This window comes from Pseudomonas sp. Z5-35, assembly GCF_051131945.1.
Lineage (GTDB): Bacteria > Pseudomonadota > Gammaproteobacteria > Pseudomonadales > Pseudomonadaceae > Aquipseudomonas > Aquipseudomonas marvdashtae.
This window is the reverse complement of the sequence record NZ_CP071640.1, coordinates 4,343,012-4,360,596: the sequence shown is the minus strand read 5'-3', so window position 1 is coordinate 4,360,596 and position 17,585 is coordinate 4,343,012. Positions and strand designations below refer to the sequence as shown.

Here is a 17,585-nt window from a genome sequence, read left to right as displayed (position 1 = left end):
CGAAATGATGGACATCAACGAGATTCGCGAATACCTGCCTCACCGTTACCCGTTCCTGCTGGTGGATCGGGTCGTGGACCTGGATGTTGAAGGCAAGCGCATTCGCGCCTACAAGAATGTCAGCATCAACGAACCATTCTTCAATGGTCACTTCCCCGCGCATCCAATCATGCCGGGCGTTCTGATCATCGAGGCGATGGCTCAGGCTGCCGGGATCCTTGGTTTCAAAATGCTCGACGTCAAGCCTGCCGATGGCACGCTTTATTATTTTGTCGGCTCCGACAAGCTGCGCTTCCGCCAGCCTGTCACCCCGGGCGATCAGTTGATCCTCGAGGCCAAATTCATCAGCTGCAAGCGCCAGATCTGGAAATTCGAGTGCCAGGCTTCGGTCGACGGCAAGCCGGTCTGCTCCGCTGAAATCATCTGCGCGGAACGCAAGCTATGAATTTGATTGACCCTCGCGCAATCATCGATCCGACGGCCGTTCTGGCCGCCGATGTCGAGGTTGGCCCTTGGTCGATCATCGGCGCAGGTGTGGAAATCGGCGAGGGCACGGTGATCGGCCCCCACGTAATTCTCAAGGGACCGACCCGGATTGGCCGGCACAATCGCATCTACCAGTTTTCGTCGATAGGCGAGGACACGCCCGATCTCAAGTACAAAGGTGAAGAAACGCGTCTGGTCATCGGCGATCACAACGTGATCCGCGAAGGCGTGACGATTCACCGTGGCACCGTTCAAGACCGTTCCGAAACGACCCTGGGCGACCACAACCTGATCATGGCGTATGCCCACATCGGTCATGACAGCGTTATCGGCAACCATTGCATCCTGGTCAACAACACCGCGCTGGCCGGCCACGTGCATGTGGACGATTGGGCGATCCTGTCCGGGTTTACCCTGGTCCATCAGTATTGCCATATCGGCGCCCACAGTTTTTCCGGCATGGGCACCGCCATCGGCAAGGACGTTCCAGCCTACGTCACCGTGTTCGGCAACCCGGCCGAAGCCCGCAGCATGAACTTCGAAGGCATGCGCCGTCGTGGTTTCAGCGAAGAGGCAATTACCGCGCTGCGTCGGGCCTACAAGGTGGTGTATCGCCAGGGCCTGACCGTCGAGCAGGCGCTCGCCGAGCTGGCCGAGGCTTCGCGGCAGCACCCGGAAGTCGCGATCTTCCGCGATTCCATCCAGTCTTCGACCCGCGGCATCACTCGCTGACCATGGTTAACGTGCGCGTTGCACTGGTGGCGGGAGAGGCTTCCGGTGACATCCTGGGGGCCGGCCTGATGCGCGCGCTCAAGGCGCAGCATCCCGCGGTGGAGTTCATCGGGGTCGGCGGGCCGTTGATGCAGGCCGAGGGCCTGACCTCCTATTTCCCGATGGAACGCCTGTCGGTGATGGGGCTGGTGGAGGTGCTCGGTCGCCTGCGCGAGTTGCTGGCTCGGCGCAAGAAGCTGATCCAGACCCTGATCGACGAAAAACCGGACGTGTTCATCGGCATCGACGCTCCGGATTTCACCCTCAATATCGAACTCAAGCTGCGCCAGGCCGGCATCAAGACGGTTCATTACGTCAGCCCTTCGGTCTGGGCGTGGCGGCAGAAACGCGTATTGAAGATTCGCGAGGGCTGCGACCTGATGCTGACGCTGCTGCCATTCGAAGCCAGGTTCTACGAAGAAAAGGGCGTGCCCGTGCGGTTTGTCGGTCACACTTTGGCCGACACCGTTCCGCTGGAGGCGGACCGCGCGGCGGCGCGCCAAGCGTTGGGCCTGCCCGACGGTCCGTTGGTGGCCTTGATGCCCGGCAGCCGGGGTGGCGAGGTGAGTCGCCTGGGGGGCTTGTTCTTCGATGCCGCCGAACGTCTGCAAGCGATGCGTCCTGGCGTCAGGTTCGTCTTGCCGTGCGCCAGCCCTCAGCGGCGGGTCCAGCTTGAAGCGCTGCTGGCCGGGCGCGATTTGTCGGTGACGCTACTCGACGGTCAATCCCATCAGGCGCTAGCGGCCTGCGATGCCGTGTTGATTGCGTCCGGCACTGCTACCCTTGAGGCATTGTTGTTCAAGCGCCCAATGGTGGTCGCCTATCGCCTGGCGCCGCTGACATTCTGGATTCTCAAGCGCATGGTCAAGAGCCCTTACGTCTCGTTACCGAACCTGTTGGCCCAGCGCCTGTTGGTGCCTGAATTGCTTCAGGACGACGCAACGGCCGAGGCGCTGGCCAAGACGCTTTCGCCGCTGATTGATGGCGGTGAAGAGCAGACGCGAGGCTTCGATGAGATTCACCGTACCTTGCGCCGCGATGCCTCCAACCAGGCGGCGGACGCGGTATTGACCTTGATTGGCGCAAAACAATGAATCATGTGAAGCAGATGGGCCTGGACTTCAACCTGGTCGCCGAAGTCGAAGAACTGGTGGCCGGTGTCGACGAGGTCGGTCGTGGCCCGTTGTGCGGAGCCGTGGTGACGGCTGCGGTGATTCTCGACCCGAACCGGCCGATCATTGGCCTCGATGATTCGAAAAAACTCACCGAGGCCCGTCGTGAAAAGCTCTACGACGAAATCTGCGAAAAAGCGCTGAGCTGGTGCATCGCCCGGGCCGAGGTCGAAGAGATTGACGAGTTGAACATCCTGCACGCCACCATGCTTGCAATGCAGCGTGCGGTACAAGGCCTGCATATCACCCCGAGACTGGCGATGATCGACGGCAACCGCTGCCCCAACCTGTCGATGCGCGCCGAGGCGGTCATTCAGGGCGACGGCAAGGTGCCCGCCATCGCGGCGGCTTCGATCCTGGCGAAAGTCAGCCGTGACCGGGAAATGACCGCTTTCGAATTGATCTACCCGGGCTACGGGATCGGCAGCCACAAGGGCTATGCGACGCCGGTTCATCTGGAGGCCCTGGCGCGCCTCGGACCAACGCCCATCCATCGACGCTCCTTCGCCCCGGTGCGGCTGGCTTATGAAGCCCGTGATGGCTTGATCGAAATCTAAGGTTCATTCCTCAGGTGGACAGCATGAGTTGCTGGCTGATGTTTTACCCAAGGCCCGGTACAATCCGGGCCTTGTTGTTTTCATGACTTAACGCAGGATCACTATGCCGGCTTCATTCGTTCATCTACGCCTGCACACTGAATATTCCCTGGTCGACGGCCTGGTGCGGATCAAGCCACTGGTCAAGACCCTGGTGGGCATGAACATGCCTGCCGTGGCGGTCACCGACCAGAACAACATGTGTTCGCTGGTCAAGTTCTACAAGGCCGCCATGGGCGCCGGGATCAAGCCGATCTGCGGCGCCGACCTGTGGCTGTCGAACAAAGACCCGGACGCGCCGCTGAGCCGTATCAGCCTGTTGGTGATGAACGCCCAGGGTTATCGCAACCTCACCGAGCTGATCTCCCGTGGCTTTATCGATGGCCAGCGCAACGGCTCGATCATCATCGAGCGCAAGTGGGTGGCCGAGGCCAGTGAAGGGCTGATCATGCTGTCGGCGGCCAAGGAGGGTGAAATCGGCCTGGCCCTGCTCAGTGGCAACCCCGACGAAGCCGAGATCCTGGCCCGTGACTGGATGGCGGTGTTCCCGGACCGTTTCTACATCGAGGTGCAGCGCACCCGCCGCCCCAACGACGAAGAACACCTGCACGCCGCCGTGGCCCTGGCTGACAAGATCGGCGCGCCGCTGGTGGCGACCAACGACGTGCGGTTCATCAAGCAGGAAGATTTCGAAGCCCACGAAACCCGTGTCTGCATCGGTGAGGGCCGCGCCCTCGACGACCCGCGTCGGTCGAAGAACTACAGCGACCAGCAATACCTCAAGAGCGCCGAGGAAATGGCCGAGTTGTTCAGCGACTTGCCCGAGGCGTTGGAAAACACCGTCGAGATCGCCAAGCGCTGCAACATCGAAGTGAAACTGGGCAAGCACTTCTTGCCCAACTTCCCGATTCCCGATGGCATGACCATCGACGAATATTTTCGCAAGGTCTCGTTCGACGGCCTGGAAGATCGCCTCAAGGTCCTGCTGCCCAAGGACACCACCGAAGACTACGAAGCCAAGCGCCAGGTCTATGTCGACCGGTTGAATTTCGAGCTGGATATCATCATCCAGATGGGGTTCCCCGGTTACTTCCTGATCGTGATGGACTTCATCCAGTGGGCCAAGAACAACGGCGTGCCGGTTGGGCCTGGCCGTGGATCGGGCGCCGGGTCGCTGGTGGCCTACGTACAGAAGATCACCGACCTCGACCCGCTGGAATATGACCTGCTGTTCGAACGTTTCCTCAACCCGGAACGGGTCTCCATGCCCGACTTCGACGTCGACTTCTGCATGGATGGTCGTGACCGGGTGATCGACTACGTGGCCGAAAAATACGGCCGCAACGCCGTAAGCCAGATCATCACCTTCGGTTCCATGGCCGCCAAGGCTGTGGTACGTGACGTGGCGCGGGTGCAGGGCAAATCCTACGGCCTGGCGGATCGCCTGTCGAAAATGATCCCGTTTGAAGTCGGCATGACCCTGGAGAAGGCCTACGAGCAGGAAGAAATCCTGCGGGACTTCATCAAGGTCGATGAAGAGGCCGCGGAAATCTGGGAGATGGCCCGCAAGCTTGAAGGCGTGGTGCGTAACGTCGGCAAGCACGCCGGTGGCGTGGTGATCGCGCCGACCAAGCTGACTGACTTTTCGCCAATTTATTGCGATGAAGAAGGCGATGGCCTGGTGACCCAGTTCGACAAGGACGACGTCGAGGCGGCAGGCCTGGTGAAGTTCGACTTCCTCGGCCTGCGGACCCTGACGATCATCGACTGGGCGCTGAAGACCATCAACCGCGACCGGGCCAAGGTCGGTGAAGAACCGCTGGACATCGCGTTCATCCCGCTGGATGACAAGCCGACCTACAGCCTGCTGCAAAAAGCCGAAACCACGGCGGTGTTCCAGCTTGAATCCCGCGGCATGAAGGAACTGATCAAGAAGCTCAAGCCCGACTGCCTGGAAGATCTCATCGCCCTCGTGGCCCTGTTCCGTCCGGGCCCCCTGCAATCGGGCATGGTGGATGACTTCATCAACCGTAAGCACGGTCGCGCCGAGCTGGCGTACCCGCACTCGGATTATCAGTACGAAGGCTTGAAGCCAGTGCTGGCACCGACTTATGGCATCATCCTGTACCAGGAACAGGTGATGCAGATTGCCCAGGTGATGGCTGGCTACACGCTCGGCGGCGCGGACATGCTGCGTCGGGCCATGGGTAAGAAAAAACCCGAGGAGATGGCCAAGCAGCGCGGCGGCTTCATCGAAGGTTGCGCGACCAACGGCATTGACCCTGACCTGGCCGGGAACATTTTCGACCTGGTGGAAAAATTCGCCGGTTACGGCTTCAACAAATCCCACTCCGCCGCCTACGGCCTGGTCTCGTACCAGACCGCCTGGCTGAAGGCGCATTACCCGGCGCCGTTCATGGCCGCGGTACTGTCGGCGGATATGCACAACACCGACAAGGTCGTGACCTTGATCGAAGAAGTGCGCACCATGAAGCTGCGCCTCGACGCACCCGACGTGAACGCTTCGGAGTTCAAGTTCACGGTGAACGACGAAGGCCGCATCATCTATGGCCTGGGCGCGATCAAGGGCGTGGGCGAAGGGCCAGTGGAAGCCATCACCGAAGCGCGCCAGGACGGGCCGTTCAAGGACCTCTTCGATTTCTGCGCCCGGGTCGACCTCAAGCGCATCAACAAGCGCACCCTTGACGGCTTGATCCGCAGTGGCGCGCTGGACCGCCTGGGCCCTTACTTCCAGGACGAGCCCAAGGCCTACCAGGCCAACATCGACCGCAACCGCGCAGTGTTGCTGGCCGCCATGGAAGAGGCGATCAAGGCCGCCGAGCAAACGGCGCGTACCCACGACAGCGGTCACGCCGATCTGTTTGGCGGGCTGTTCGTCGAAGAAGACGCCGATGTCTACGCCAACCATCGCAAGGCCAAGGAACTGACCCTCAAGGAACGCCTCAAGGGTGAGAAAGACACCTTGGGCCTGTACCTGACCGGTCACCCGATCGACGAGTACGAAGGGGAGATCCGTCGTTTCGCCCGCCAGCGCATCATCGACCTCAAGCCTGCTCGCGATACACAAACCGTCGCCGGTATGATCATTGCCCTGCGGGTGATGAAAAACAAAAAGGGCGACAAGATGGGCTTCATCACCCTCGACGACCGCTCCGGGCGCATCGAGGCTTCGTTGTTCGCCGATGCGTTCCATTCGGCGCAGTCGCTGTTGCAGACCGACGCGATGGTGGTGGTGGAGGGCGAAGTCAGCAACGACGACTTTTCCGGTGGCCTGCGGCTGCGGGTCAAGCGGGTGATGAGCATGGAGGATGCTCGTACCAACCTGGCGGAAAGCCTGCGCTTGAAGTTGCAGACCCAGGATCTGAAGGGCGATCAGCTACGCTGGTTGGGCGAATTGTTCAAACGCCATCGCGGTGCGTGCCCGATTACCATGGAGTACGTGCGACCCGACGCCAAGGCCGTGTTGCAGTTCGGCGAGGGCTGGCGGATCGATCCGGCGGATGCGTTGATTCAAGCCTTGCGTGACCAGTTCGGCAAAGACAACGTCTTCCTCCAATACCGTTGACGGCCAGGTGCCACTCTTGAACCCAGAGCGCCCCTGACCTCGACTCGAATTTTTAATCTCGACCTGAACGCGCCTCTCCCTTAAGGTAGGGCGCGAATAGACAACCGGCCGGCCCAAGCTCTCTTGGACGTCGACCCAAGACGGACGCCTATGAACCCGAATTTTCTAGATTTCGAACAGCCGATCGCCGACCTTCAAGCCAAGATTGAAGAGTTGCGCTTGGTCGGTAACGACAATTCGCTGAATATCGGCGATGAAATCTCTCGGCTGCAGGACAAAAGCCGCACGCTGACCGAGGACATCTTCGGCAAGCTGACCAGCTGGCAGATCGCGCGTCTGGCGCGTCATCCGCGTCGCCCCTACACCCTGGACTACATTGAACACATCTTCACCGAGTTCGATGAGCTCCACGGCGACCGCCACTTCTCCGACGACGCCGCGATCGTCGGCGGTGTCGCTCGCCTGGACGACCAGCCGGTCATGATCATCGGTCACCAGAAGGGCCGCGAAGTGCGCGAAAAAGTGCGCCGCAACTTTGGTATGCCGCGTCCGGAAGGCTATCGCAAGGCCTGCCGCCTGATGGAAATGGCCGAACGCTTCAAGATGCCGATCCTGACGTTCATCGACACGCCGGGCGCCTATCCGGGCATCGACGCCGAAGAGCGCAACCAGAGTGAAGCGATCGCTTGGAACCTGCGCGTCATGGCACGCCTGAAAACGCCGATCATCGCCACGGTGATTGGCGAAGGCGGTTCCGGCGGTGCATTGGCCATTGGCGTCTGCGACCAGTTGAACATGCTGCAATATTCCACCTACGCGGTGATCTCGCCGGAAGGCTGCGCCTCGATCCTGTGGAAAACCGCCGAGAAGGCACCGGATGCCGCTGAGGCCATGGGCATCACCGCCGAGCGTCTCAAGGGCCTGGGCATCGTCGACAAAGTGATCAGCGAGCCGGTGGGCGGCGCCCATCGTGACCCAGCGGCGGCCGCGGCACTGATCCGCGCCGAGCTGAGTTCGCAGCTGTCGATGTTGAAGAAGTTCGACAACGATGAACTGTTGACTCGTCGCTATGAGCGGTTGATGAGCTACGGTCTCTGATCTGAGCGCTATATCCATGTGGGGCGAGCTGTCTCGCTTCCACATGGGCTCGTACCAAGGCTGAATCCTATGAACCCCAGCGCGGATCTGCCCTCCCGTCTCCTCGTACAGCTAGCCCCTCGGCGCAACGCCGCCAACTGGCGCATCGCCTTCTCCGGTGGTCTCGACTCCACCGTCCTGCTGCATCTGCTCGTATCCCTGGCAAAAAACCAAACCTTGCCTGCGCTAAGCGCTATCCATGTGCATCACGGCCTCCAAGCTGTGGCCGATGCCTGGCCGGACCATTGTCGACGGGTTTGCGAAGCGCTTGGAGTGCCGCTGCAGGTGGTCAGTGTCCAAGTCCGTCCCGGCGCCAGCGTCGAGCGCGCTGCCCGGGACGCACGTTATGGCGCTTTCATCGCGGCGACACATGATAACGACGTGCTGCTCACCGCCCAGCACCGGGACGACCAGGCCGAAACCTTGCTGTTTCGCTTGCTGCGCGGAGCGGGGGTGAGAGGCTTGTCGGCAATGCCGAGGCAGCGTCCCTTGGGGCAGGGCTACTTGCTGCGGCCGTTGCTCGATGTGTCCCGCGCCGAGCTGCAAACCTATGCCGCGCTACAGGGCCTGAGCTGGGTCGAGGACCCTTCCAACGATGATCATCGCTACGCGCGCAATTACCTGCGCCAGCGAGTTTTTCCGGCACTGACCGAGCAATGGCCCCAGGCATCGATGACTCTGGCCCGCAGTGCCGCGCATCTGAGCGAGGCCCAAGGTTTGCTGGAAGAATTGGCGCAGATCGATCTGGAGCGCGCCCGGACGCCTGGCGCGTTCGACTGGCTTGGATTGCGATCGCTTGAACTGGCGCCATTGCAGGCCCTGTCACCGGCCCGCCAGCGCAATGTCCTGAGCCATTGGTTGGCCTCGGTGACGAGGCTTCCCGACAGCGATCATTGGGCCGGCTGGGATTCGTTGCGTGATGCAAAGGAAGATGCCCATCCGGTCTGGCGATTGGCGGATGGCGAGTTACACCGTTCAGGCGGACGAATCTTTTGGTTATCCGACCGTTGGTTGCGCGCGGTCGCGGGTCCCATTCAATGGCCGCGGATCGACTTGCCATTGCTGCTGCCGGGCAATGGACGGGTGATGCTGCGCGGCGAGATTCCCGCCGGTCCGCTCTGCATCCGTTATCGCCAGGGCGGCGAAGTCATGCAATTGCCGGGGCGCGGCCACCGTGATCTCAAGCGTCTGTTCAACGAAAGCGGCGTGCCCGCGTTCGCTCGCGGTCGATGGCCGCTGCTCTACCGGGGCGAGCAATTGCTGGCGGTGGCGAGCCTTGCGGGGCTCGACGGCAGTGCTGATAGCGGTTGGCAGTTGATCTGGCAGCCATGAAAGCCAAGATCTGGGTTTGAGCTGAAAGGGGCTTTCCGGTAGACTACGCTCCCTTCTTGATACAACTTCTGTGGATTCGCCTGAATTGCAGAAGTTGCCGATTACCAAGCAGTCTTTGCTGGGCGATTCCAAAAAATGTGTAGCGAGCAACGTACCGGTGATTTCACCTCCGGTCTGTCCCGACGCGGCGGTTTTTTTGAAAGGTGCACTGTGATTAATGCAGGTGATCGGGGGCTTCGGCCTTCCTTCGCTTTCCCCGGCGGCTCGGACCGCTTTAACGCAGACTTCTAGGGTTTTTCATGACGCGCTACATATTCGTCACGGGCGGTGTTGTTTCTTCATTGGGGAAAGGCATTGCCTCGGCTTCATTGGCGGCCATCCTGGAGGCGCGGGGACTTAAGGTCACCATGCTCAAGCTGGACCCGTACATCAACGTCGACCCGGGTACGATGAGCCCGTTCCAGCACGGTGAAGTGTTCGTCACCCATGACGGCGCCGAGACCGACCTGGACCTGGGCCACTACGAGCGGTTCATCCGCACGACCATGACCCAGAACAACAACTTCACCACCGGCCGTGTCTACGAGCACGTGCTGCGCAAAGAGCGCCGTGGTGATTACCTGGGCGCGACCATCCAGGTCATCCCGCACATCACCGACGAGATCAAGCGCCGCATCATCAAGGGTGCCGGCGACGCCGACGTGGCGATGGTCGAGATCGGCGGCACCGTGGGCGATATCGAGTCCCAGCCGTTCCTCGAGGCTATCCGCCAACTGCGTTTCGAAATCGGCGCCAAGCGCGCGATGTTGATGCACTTGACACTGGTGCCGTACATCGCCACCGCCGGCGAAACCAAGACCAAGCCAACCCAGCATTCGGTCAAGGAGCTGCGCTCCATTGGCCTGCAGCCGGACGTGCTGATCTGCCGCTCCGATCACCCGATCGACATTTCCTCGCGTCGCAAGATCGCCCAGTTCACCAACGTTGAAGAGCGTGCGGTCATCGGCCTCGAAGACGCCGACACCATCTACAAGATCCCGGGCATCCTGCACGCCCAAGGCCTGGACGACTTTGTCGTCGAGCGCTTCGGTCTGCAGTGCGCGAGCGCCGACCTGTCCGAATGGGAAGCCGTGGTCGATGCCAAGCTCAACCCGGAGCACGAAGTCACCATCGCCATGGTCGGCAAGTACATGGAACTGCTGGATGCCTACAAATCGCTGATCGAAGCGATGAGCCACGCCGGTATCAGCAACCGCACCAAGGTCAACCTGCGCTACATCGATTCCGAAGACATCGAGAACCAGGGCACCGGCCTGCTCGAAGGCGCCGATGCGATCCTCGTGCCGGGCGGCTTTGGCCTGCGTGGTGTAGAAGGCAAGATCACCGCGGTGCAATACGCTCGTGAAAACAAGGTGCCGTACCTGGGCATCTGCCTGGGCATGCAAGTGGCGGTCATCGAGTTCGCCCGTAACGTGATGGGCTGGAAAGACGCCAACTCCACCGAGTTCGATCGTGCCAGCGGCCACCCGGTCGTAGGCCTGATCACCGAGTGGGAGGACGCCACCGGTGCCGTGGAAGTGCGCACCGAAACTTCGGACCTGGGCGGCACCATGCGCCTCGGCGCCCAGGAATGCCTGCTTGAAGCCGGCTCCAAGGTGCACGATTGCTACGCCAAGGATGTGATCGTCGAGCGCCATCGTCATCGCTACGAAGTGAACAACAACCTGCTGCCGCAACTGATCGAAGCCGGCCTGAAGATTTCCGGCCGCTCCGGTGACGGCGCGCTGGTTGAAGTGGTCGAGGCGGCGGATCATCCATGGTTTGTCGCTTGCCAGTTCCACCCGGAGTTCACCTCGACACCGCGCGACGGCCATCCGTTGTTCAGCGGTTTCGTGAAAGCCGCTTTGGCTCAACACCAGAAAAAGGCATAAGACCATGGCCCAGAAGATCATCCGCGTCGGCGACATCGAGATTGCCAACGACAAGCCCATGGTGCTGTTTGGCGGCATGAACGTGCTGGAAAGCCGCGACATGGCGATGCAGGTCTGCGAAGAATACGTGAAGGTCACCCAGAAACTGGGCATCCCTTACGTTTTCAAGGCCAGCTTCGACAAGGCCAACCGCTCGTCGGTCACTTCCTACCGTGGCCCGGGCCTGGAAGAAGGCATGCGGATCTTCCAGGACATCAAGCAAGCCTTCGGCGTGCCGATCATCACCGACGTCCATGAGCCGGCCCAGGCCGCGGTCGTCGCCGAGGTCTGCGACATCATCCAGCTGCCAGCCTTCCTGTCGCGCCAGACCGACCTGGTGGTGGCGATGGCTAAGACCGGCGCGGTGATCAATATCAAGAAGGCCCAGTTCCTCGCGCCCCAGGAAATGAAGCACATCCTGAGCAAGTGCGAGGAAGCCGGGAATGACCAGTTGATCCTCTGCGAGCGTGGTTCGAGCTTCGGCTACAACAACCTGGTAGTGGACATGCTCGGCTTCGGCATCATGAAGCAGTTCGAGTACCCGGTGTTCTTCGACGTGACCCATGCGTTGCAAATGCCGGGCGGTCGTTCCGACTCCGCCGGTGGTCGTCGCGCCCAGGTGACCGACCTGGCCAAGGCAGGCATGAGCCAGTCCCTGGCGGGCCTGTTCCTCGAAGCCCACCCTGATCCGGACAACGCCAAGTGTGACGGCCCTTGTGCCTTGCGCTTGAACAAGCTGGAACCTTTTCTGTCTCAGCTCAAGTCGCTGGACGAGCTGGTCAAGGGTTTTCCGACGATAGAAACCGTGTAAGACGGCTTTCTCCGGTAAAGTACCGCTCGATAAACGCTCTGGCCTGCGGGCCGGGCGTTATCGTCGGCAAGCCTGCCCGCTGCTTTCTGCCCGCCGACGGTAAAAGATTTCCTCTCGCTGCGTCGTTTTCGTCAACTTTGGAGTGTTTACAACAATGGCAAAAATCGTCGACATCAAAGGTCGTGAAGTTCTCGACTCCCGTGGCAACCCCACTGTCGAAGCGGACGTGCTTCTCGACAACGGCATCATCGGCAGCGCCTGCGCGCCGTCCGGTGCTTCCACTGGCTCGCGCGAAGCGCTGGAGCTGCGTGATGGCGACAAGAGCCGTTACCTGGGCAAGGGCGTGCTGAAAGCTGTCGCCAACATCAACGGTCCGATCCGCGACCTGTTGCTGGGCAAGGATCCTGCCGACCAGAAAGCCCTCGATCAGGCCATGATCAAGCTCGACGGTACTGAAAACAAAGCCACCCTGGGCGCCAATGCGATCCTCGCCGTTTCCCTGGCCGCTGCCAAGGCTGCCGCCCAGGACCAGGACCTGCCGCTGTATGCACACATCGCCAACCTGAACGGTACGCCGGGCGTCTACTCGATGCCGGTGCCGATGATGAACATCATCAACGGCGGCGAGCATGCCGATAACAACGTCGACATCCAGGAATTCATGGTGCAGCCGGTCGGCGCCAAGACCTTCTCCGAAGGCCTGCGCATGGGCACCGAGATTTTCCATCACCTGAAGGCCGTGCTCAAAGCCCGTGGCCTGAGCACTGCGGTGGGTGACGAGGGCGGCTTCGCGCCGAACCTGGCGTCCAACGAAGACGCACTGAAAGTGATCTCCGAAGCCGTGGCCAACGCCGGCTACAAACTGGGCACCGACGTGACCCTGGCCCTGGACTGCGCCGCCAGTGAATTCTACGAAGACGGCAAGTACAACCTGTCCGGCGAAGGCCAGGTGTTCACTGCCGAAGGTTTTGCCGACTATCTCAAGGGCCTGACCGAACGTTACCCGATCATCTCCATCGAAGACGGCCTGGACGAGTCCGACTGGGCCGGCTGGAAAATCCTCACCGACAAGATCGGCGAAAAAACCCAGCTGGTGGGCGACGACTTGTTCGTGACCAACACCAAGATCCTGAAAGAAGGCATCGACAAGAAGATCGCCAACTCGATCCTGATCAAGTTCAACCAGATCGGCACCCTGACCGAAACCCTGGAAGCCATCCAGATGGCCAAGGCCGCCGGCTACACCGCCGTGATCTCCCACCGCTCCGGTGAAACCGAAGATTCGACCATTGCCGACCTGGCCGTGGGCACCGCGGCGGGCCAGATCAAGACCGGTTCGCTGTGCCGTTCCGACCGCGTTTCCAAGTACAACCAACTGCTGCGTATCGAAGAGCAGTTGAACGGCAAGGCCAAGTACAACGGTCGCGCCGAGTTTCGCGGCTAAGCGGTAAATGGTAAAAAGACAGCTGATTTTGTCGCAAAGGTCGCCATGACGGCGGTTTTGCCTCTAATCTGATGCCTTATCAAGCACAAGCCTGGGTTCTCCAGGCTTCGTGCTATCAGACGCTTCAAAGTTTGGCATGGCGGTCTTTTTTCACTGGATACCTGATATTCGATGCGCAGTCCCAATTGGTTGTTCCTTGTCTTGCTCTTGTTGCTGGCCGGCCTGCAGTACCGCCTGTGGGTGGGTAACGGCAGCTTGGCGCAAGTGGCCGACCTGACCCAGCAAATTGCCGATCAGCACGCTGAAAACGAAGCACTGCTGGAGCGCAATCGGGTGATGGACGCCGAAGTGATGGAACTGAAGAAAGGCATGGAGACCGTGGAAGAGCGGGCCCGTCATGAGTTGGGCATGGTCAAGGAGGGCGAAACCCTCTACCAGCTCGCCCAATGAGTATTCGTCTCCCGGCCTTCTGGGCCGTGATTCCTGCCGCGGGCGTTGGCGCCCGAATGGCCGCGGACCGTCCCAAGCAATATTTGCAACTGGCCGGGCGCACTATTCTCGAACACAGCCTTGGCTGTTTCCTCGATCACCCGACCGTCAAAGGCGTGGTGGTCAGCATTGCCCACGATGACCCTTACTGGCCGACCCTGGCTTGTGCCGGCGACCCGCGCATCCAGCGTGTGGACGGAGGTGCGCAGCGTTCGGACTCGGTACTCAATGCCTTGCTGCATCTGCACGAACAGGGCGCCGATGACCATGATTGGGTGCTGGTACACGATGCCGCCCGGCCGAACCTGGCCCGGGAAGACCTGGACACTTTGTTGGGCGAGCTGTCGATCGATCCGGTCGGCGGTCTGCTGGCCGTCCCGGCGCGCGACACCCTCAAGCGCGTCGATAAACAGGGGCGCGTGCTGGAAACCGTTGATCGCAGCGTGATCTGGCAAGCCTATACACCGCAGATGTTCCGCCTCGGTGCCCTGCATCGGGCTTTGGCCGACAGCTTGGTGGCCGATGCGCTGATTACCGACGAAGCGTCCGCCATGGAATGGGCGGGGCAGGCGCCTCGGTTGATCGAAGGGCGGGCCGACAACATCAAGGTCACCCGGCCGGAAGACCTGGAGTGGTTGCGTCAACGTTGGGCGAATCGCCGTTAGCCCGCTCAGGGGGGCGAATCCGCTAAACACCGGCTCACTGCTCATGAAACCGCCGGCTCCTAACCGCGGTATTCTGGCCGCTGCGCCAACCCTTCCTTCAAGTAATCCACCAACTTGCGCACCTTCGGCGACAAATGCCGCTGCTGTGGATACAGCGCCCACACCGCTGTGTTGGGGGGCTGATGGGTCTCCAGCAGGGAAATCAATGCACCGCTTTTCAAGTGCTCCAGCACGTAATAATCCGGAAGCTGGCACAGCCCCACGCCTTGCAGCGCAGCGTCCAACACCGCCTGCCCACTGTTGCAACGCCAGTTTCCCTGTATCCGCTGCGAAAATTCCCGGCCGTTCTGTTCCAACTGCCAGAGGTCCGAGCTGCCGATCAGGCAGTTGTGGCGACTCAGTTCAGACAAACTGTGGGGCCGGCCGTAGCGTTCCAGATAGGATGGTGACGCACACAGGTACATTTGCCGTGGCGCCAGGCGCGTGGCCACCAGGCGCGAGTCCTGCAACCGGCCGAGGCGAATCGCCAGATCCAGGCTTTCGTGCACCAGGTCCAGCGGCCGATTGCTCAGGTCGATGTCCACCCGCAACTGCGGATAAATCCCCATGAACCGCGTCACCAACGGCACGATGAACCGTTCGCCGTAGGCCACGGCGCAGGTCATTCGAAGCATGCCCTTGGGTTCGCTGGTCAGGTCGCCCACCGCCCGCAATGCTTCTTCGCGTCCGTCCTGGAGGCGCTGGCAATGCTGCAAGAAGGTTTGGCCGGCTTCGGTCAGTGTTACCCGGCGAGTGCTGCGATAGAGCAATCGTGTTTGAAGACGCTCTTCAAGCCGTACGATTTGGCGACTGATATGGGACGAAGAAACCCCAAGGCGTTCGGCGGCGGCGGTGAATTGGCTGCATTCGGCCACGGCGACAAACTCGTCGATTCCTTCCCAGCGGCTATCGGACATTGAGGATTATCCCTATACAGCAATAATGTTTTGCTTTCGGCCGGATTATTCATCGTCCGGTGGAGGATTACACTCCCTGTCTCGTTTTTATTTACCGGAGTATTCGAATGATCAAGTCGCGCGCCGCCGTTGCCTTCGAGGCCAAGAAACCGCTGGAAATCGTCGAAGTCGACGTCGCCATGCCCAAGGCAGGCGAAGTGTTGCTGCGCGTAGTGGCTTCGGGTGTTTGTCATACCGATGCCTACACCTTGTCCGGCGCCGATCCGGAGGGGATTTTCCCGTCGATCCTCGGCCACGAAGGCGGCGCGATTGTCGAAGCCATCGGTGAGGGCGTGACTTCGGTAGCGGTGGGCGACCACGTGATTCCGCTCTACACCCCGGAGTGCGGCCAGTGCAAGTTCTGTAAGTCGGGCAAGACCAACCTGTGTCAGGCGATTCGCGCTACCCAGGGCAAGGGCTTGATGCCGGATGGCACTTCGCGTTTTTCCTACAAGGGCGAGACGATTTTCCACTACATGGGTACTTCGACGTTCTCCGAGTACACCGTGTTGCCGGAAATCTCCGTCGCGAAGATTCCAAAAGAAGCGCCGCTGGAAAAGGTTTGCCTGCTGGGTTGTGGCGTCACCACGGGTATCGGCGCGGTGCTCAACACCGCGAAGGTCAAGCCGGGTGACACCGTGGCCATTTTTGGCCTGGGCGGCATCGGCCTGTCAGCGGTGATTGGCGCCGTGAAAGCCAAGGCTTCGCGCATCATCGCCATCGACATCAACCCGGCCAAGTTCGAAATTGCCAAGCAGCTCGGTGCCACCGACTGCGTCAACCCGAAAGACTTCGACCGTCCGATCCAGGAAGTCATCGTCGATATGACCGACGGCGGCGTGGACTTTTCCTTCGAGTGCATCGGCAATGTTCAACTGATGCGTGCCGCGCTGGAATGCTGCCACAAAGGTTGGGGCGAGTCGGTGATCATCGGCGTGGCCGGGGCCGGCCAGGAAATCGCCACCCGCCCATTCCAGTTGGTGACCGGGCGCGTCTGGCGCGGTTCGGCATTTGGTGGTGTGCGCGGTCGCAGCGAGTTGCCAAGCTACGTGGAAATGGCCGAGAAGGGCGAGATCCCGCTGGACACGTTCATTACCCACACCATGGGCCTGGAAGACATCAACAAAGCCTTTGACCTGATGCACGAGGGCAAGAGCATTCGTACCGTTATTCATTTCTAAGGAGCAGCCATAAGCTTCAAGCTACAAGCTGCAAGTCGGTTCACCCCCACTTGCAGCTTGAAGCTTGAAGCTTGCCGCTGAAGTATTGCCCATGAACCTTGAAAACATTTCCTGCCAGAAAAGCTTTGGCGGCTGGCACAAGCGTTACCGGCACCGTTCCGAAGTGCTTGGTTGTGACATGGTGTTTGCCGTCTACCTCCCGCCGCAGGCGGAGCAGGGCGGCAAGTTGCCCGTGTTGTACTGGTTGTCCGGACTGACCTGCACCGACGAAAACTTCATGCAGAAGGCCGGGGCCCAGCGCTTGGCTGCCGAGTTGGGGCTGATCATTGTCGCGCCGGACACCAGCCCCCGTGGCGCCGACGTGCCGGGCGATCCGGATGGCGCCTGGGACTTTGGCCTCGGCGCGGGCTTTTATGTCAACGCCACGCAGGAACCTTGGGCGCGGCACTACCGGATGCATGACTACGTCGTGCAGGAATTACCGACGCTGGTCGAAGCCCATTTCCCGGCATCCGATAAACGAGGCATCAGTGGTCACTCCATGGGTGGGCATGGCGCGCTGGTCTGCGCGTTGCGCAACCCCGGGCGTTACCGCTCGGTATCGGCGTTTTCGCCGATCAACAACCCCATGGATTGTCCATGGGGGCAGAAGGCCTTCTCCCGCTACCTGGGAGAAGACCGCTCGAAATGGCGTGAGTGGGATGCTTGTGCGTTGATCGCCGAGGCCGGCGAAAAGCTGCCGCTGCTGGTGGACCAGGGTGATCGTGACGATTTCCTGGCCAACCAGCTCAAGCCCGAAGCCTTGCAACAAGCCGCCAAGGCGGCCGGCCATCCGTTGGAACTGCGCCTGCAACCGGGCTATGACCACAGCTACTTTTTCATCGCCAGCTTCATCGATGAACACTTGCAACATCATGCACGCGCCCTGAACGGCTAATGCAGGTAGAATC

At 60.8% G+C, this 17,585-nt stretch carries 14 protein-coding genes and 1 pseudogene; 14 read left to right on the top strand and 1 reads right to left on the bottom strand.

The features are described from left to right. Positions 1 to 4: 4 nt before the first annotated feature. The 12 genes and pseudogenes from fabZ (at position 5) to ispD (ending at position 14,459) form a co-directional block, all read left to right on the top strand. Positions 5 to 445, top strand: a complete 441-nt coding sequence (fabZ, locus tag J3P95_RS20020; protein ID WP_003184897.1) for a 3-hydroxyacyl-ACP dehydratase FabZ — start codon at positions 5 to 7, stop codon at positions 443 to 445. Continuing rightward, positions 442 to 1,218: an acyl-ACP--UDP-N-acetylglucosamine O-acyltransferase gene (gene lpxA, locus J3P95_RS20015; protein WP_434579962.1), complete on the top strand. Its 777-nt coding sequence runs from the start codon at positions 442 to 444 to the stop codon at positions 1,216 to 1,218. The genes fabZ and lpxA overlap by 4 nt, the downstream gene beginning before the upstream one ends. Positions 1,219 to 1,220: 2 nt before the next feature. After that, positions 1,221 to 2,351, top strand: a complete 1,131-nt coding sequence (lpxB, locus tag J3P95_RS20010) for a lipid-A-disaccharide synthase (protein WP_434579964.1) — start codon at positions 1,221 to 1,223, stop codon at positions 2,349 to 2,351. Further along, positions 2,348 to 2,986, top strand: a complete 639-nt coding sequence (gene rnhB / locus J3P95_RS20005; RefSeq protein ID WP_434579966.1) for a ribonuclease HII — start codon at positions 2,348 to 2,350, stop codon at positions 2,984 to 2,986. Before lpxB ends, rnhB begins: the two co-directional genes overlap by 4 nt. 103 nt (positions 2,987 to 3,089) lie before the next feature. Then, positions 3,090 to 6,611, top strand: a complete 3,522-nt coding sequence (gene dnaE, locus J3P95_RS20000) for a DNA polymerase III subunit alpha (RefSeq protein WP_434579967.1) — start codon at positions 3,090 to 3,092, stop codon at positions 6,609 to 6,611. 150 nt (positions 6,612 to 6,761) lie between these two features. Further along, entirely contained in the window at positions 6,762 to 7,709 is a 948-nt protein-coding gene (locus tag J3P95_RS19995) for an acetyl-CoA carboxylase carboxyltransferase subunit alpha (RefSeq protein WP_434558427.1), read from the top strand. 69 nt (positions 7,710 to 7,778) lie between these two features. Next, a pseudogene (gene tilS / locus J3P95_RS19990) lies at positions 7,779 to 9,105 on the top strand (tRNA lysidine(34) synthetase TilS). Positions 9,106 to 9,379: 274 nt separating this feature from the next. After that, positions 9,380 to 11,011, top strand: coding sequence for a CTP synthase (locus tag J3P95_RS19985; RefSeq protein ID WP_186611207.1), 1,632 nt, complete (start codon positions 9,380 to 9,382; stop codon positions 11,009 to 11,011). Between the two features lie 4 nt (positions 11,012 to 11,015). Then, positions 11,016 to 11,861, top strand: a complete 846-nt coding sequence (kdsA, locus tag J3P95_RS19980; protein WP_434579969.1) for a 3-deoxy-8-phosphooctulonate synthase — start codon at positions 11,016 to 11,018, stop codon at positions 11,859 to 11,861. 154 nt (positions 11,862 to 12,015) lie between these two features. Further along, complete coding sequence (eno, locus tag J3P95_RS19975) at positions 12,016 to 13,305, top strand: phosphopyruvate hydratase (RefSeq protein WP_186611208.1); 1,290 nt, start codon at positions 12,016 to 12,018, stop codon at positions 13,303 to 13,305. Between the two features lie 171 nt (positions 13,306 to 13,476). Further along, positions 13,477 to 13,755, top strand: a complete 279-nt coding sequence (gene ftsB, locus J3P95_RS19970; RefSeq protein ID WP_024779031.1) for a cell division protein FtsB — start codon at positions 13,477 to 13,479, stop codon at positions 13,753 to 13,755. After that, positions 13,752 to 14,459, top strand: coding sequence for a 2-C-methyl-D-erythritol 4-phosphate cytidylyltransferase (gene ispD, locus J3P95_RS19965; protein WP_434558426.1), 708 nt, complete (start codon positions 13,752 to 13,754; stop codon positions 14,457 to 14,459). Before ftsB ends, ispD begins: the two co-directional genes overlap by 4 nt. A 59-nt stretch (positions 14,460 to 14,518) precedes the next feature. Here ispD and J3P95_RS19960 read toward each other — a convergent pair whose 3' ends face one another. After that, positions 14,519 to 15,415, bottom strand: a complete 897-nt coding sequence (locus J3P95_RS19960) for a LysR substrate-binding domain-containing protein (RefSeq protein WP_434558425.1) — start codon at positions 15,413 to 15,415, stop codon at positions 14,519 to 14,521. Between the two features lie 107 nt (positions 15,416 to 15,522). Between J3P95_RS19960 and J3P95_RS19955 the strand changes: the two genes are divergently transcribed. Together J3P95_RS19955 and fghA are read left to right on the top strand one after the other, a co-directional pair. After that, a complete protein-coding gene (locus J3P95_RS19955) occupies positions 15,523 to 16,635 on the top strand; it encodes an S-(hydroxymethyl)glutathione dehydrogenase/class III alcohol dehydrogenase (protein WP_025212132.1) in 1,113 nt (370 codons plus the stop codon). Between the two features lie 91 nt (positions 16,636 to 16,726). Then, the gene (gene fghA / locus J3P95_RS19950; RefSeq protein WP_434558424.1) at positions 16,727 to 17,572 is read left to right on the top strand and encodes an S-formylglutathione hydrolase; all 846 of its coding nucleotides are present in this window, start codon (positions 16,727 to 16,729) and stop codon (positions 17,570 to 17,572) included. Positions 17,573 to 17,585: the final 13 nt, after the last annotated feature.

Excerpts from the sequence above, each read along its gene's own strand:
- J3P95_RS19995 (WP_434558427.1), top strand. The coding sequence starts at position 6,762 with ATGAACCCGAATTTTCTAGATTTCGAACAGCCGATCGCCGACCTTCAA.
- J3P95_RS19985 (WP_186611207.1), top strand. The coding sequence starts at position 9,380 with ATGACGCGCTACATATTCGTCACGGGCGGTGTTGTTTCTTCATTGGGG.
- kdsA (WP_434579969.1), top strand. The coding sequence starts at position 11,016 with ATGGCCCAGAAGATCATCCGCGTCGGCGACATCGAGATTGCCAACGAC.
- J3P95_RS19955 (WP_025212132.1), top strand. The coding sequence starts at position 15,523 with ATGATCAAGTCGCGCGCCGCCGTTGCCTTCGAGGCCAAGAAACCGCTG.
- ftsB (WP_024779031.1), top strand. The coding sequence starts at position 13,477 with ATGCGCAGTCCCAATTGGTTGTTCCTTGTCTTGCTCTTGTTGCTGGCC.
- fabZ (WP_003184897.1), top strand. The coding sequence starts at position 5 with ATGATGGACATCAACGAGATTCGCGAATACCTGCCTCACCGTTACCCG.
- lpxB (WP_434579964.1), top strand. The coding sequence starts at position 1,221 with ATGGTTAACGTGCGCGTTGCACTGGTGGCGGGAGAGGCTTCCGGTGAC.
- fghA (WP_434558424.1), top strand. The coding sequence starts at position 16,727 with ATGAACCTTGAAAACATTTCCTGCCAGAAAAGCTTTGGCGGCTGGCAC.
- eno (WP_186611208.1), top strand. The coding sequence starts at position 12,016 with ATGGCAAAAATCGTCGACATCAAAGGTCGTGAAGTTCTCGACTCCCGT.
- dnaE (WP_434579967.1), top strand. The coding sequence starts at position 3,090 with ATGCCGGCTTCATTCGTTCATCTACGCCTGCACACTGAATATTCCCTG.
- J3P95_RS19960 (WP_434558425.1), bottom strand. The coding sequence starts at position 15,415 with ATGTCCGATAGCCGCTGGGAAGGAATCGACGAGTTTGTCGCCGTGGCC.
- rnhB (WP_434579966.1), top strand. The coding sequence starts at position 2,348 with ATGAATCATGTGAAGCAGATGGGCCTGGACTTCAACCTGGTCGCCGAA.
- ispD (WP_434558426.1), top strand. The coding sequence starts at position 13,752 with ATGAGTATTCGTCTCCCGGCCTTCTGGGCCGTGATTCCTGCCGCGGGC.
- lpxA (WP_434579962.1), top strand. The coding sequence starts at position 442 with ATGAATTTGATTGACCCTCGCGCAATCATCGATCCGACGGCCGTTCTG.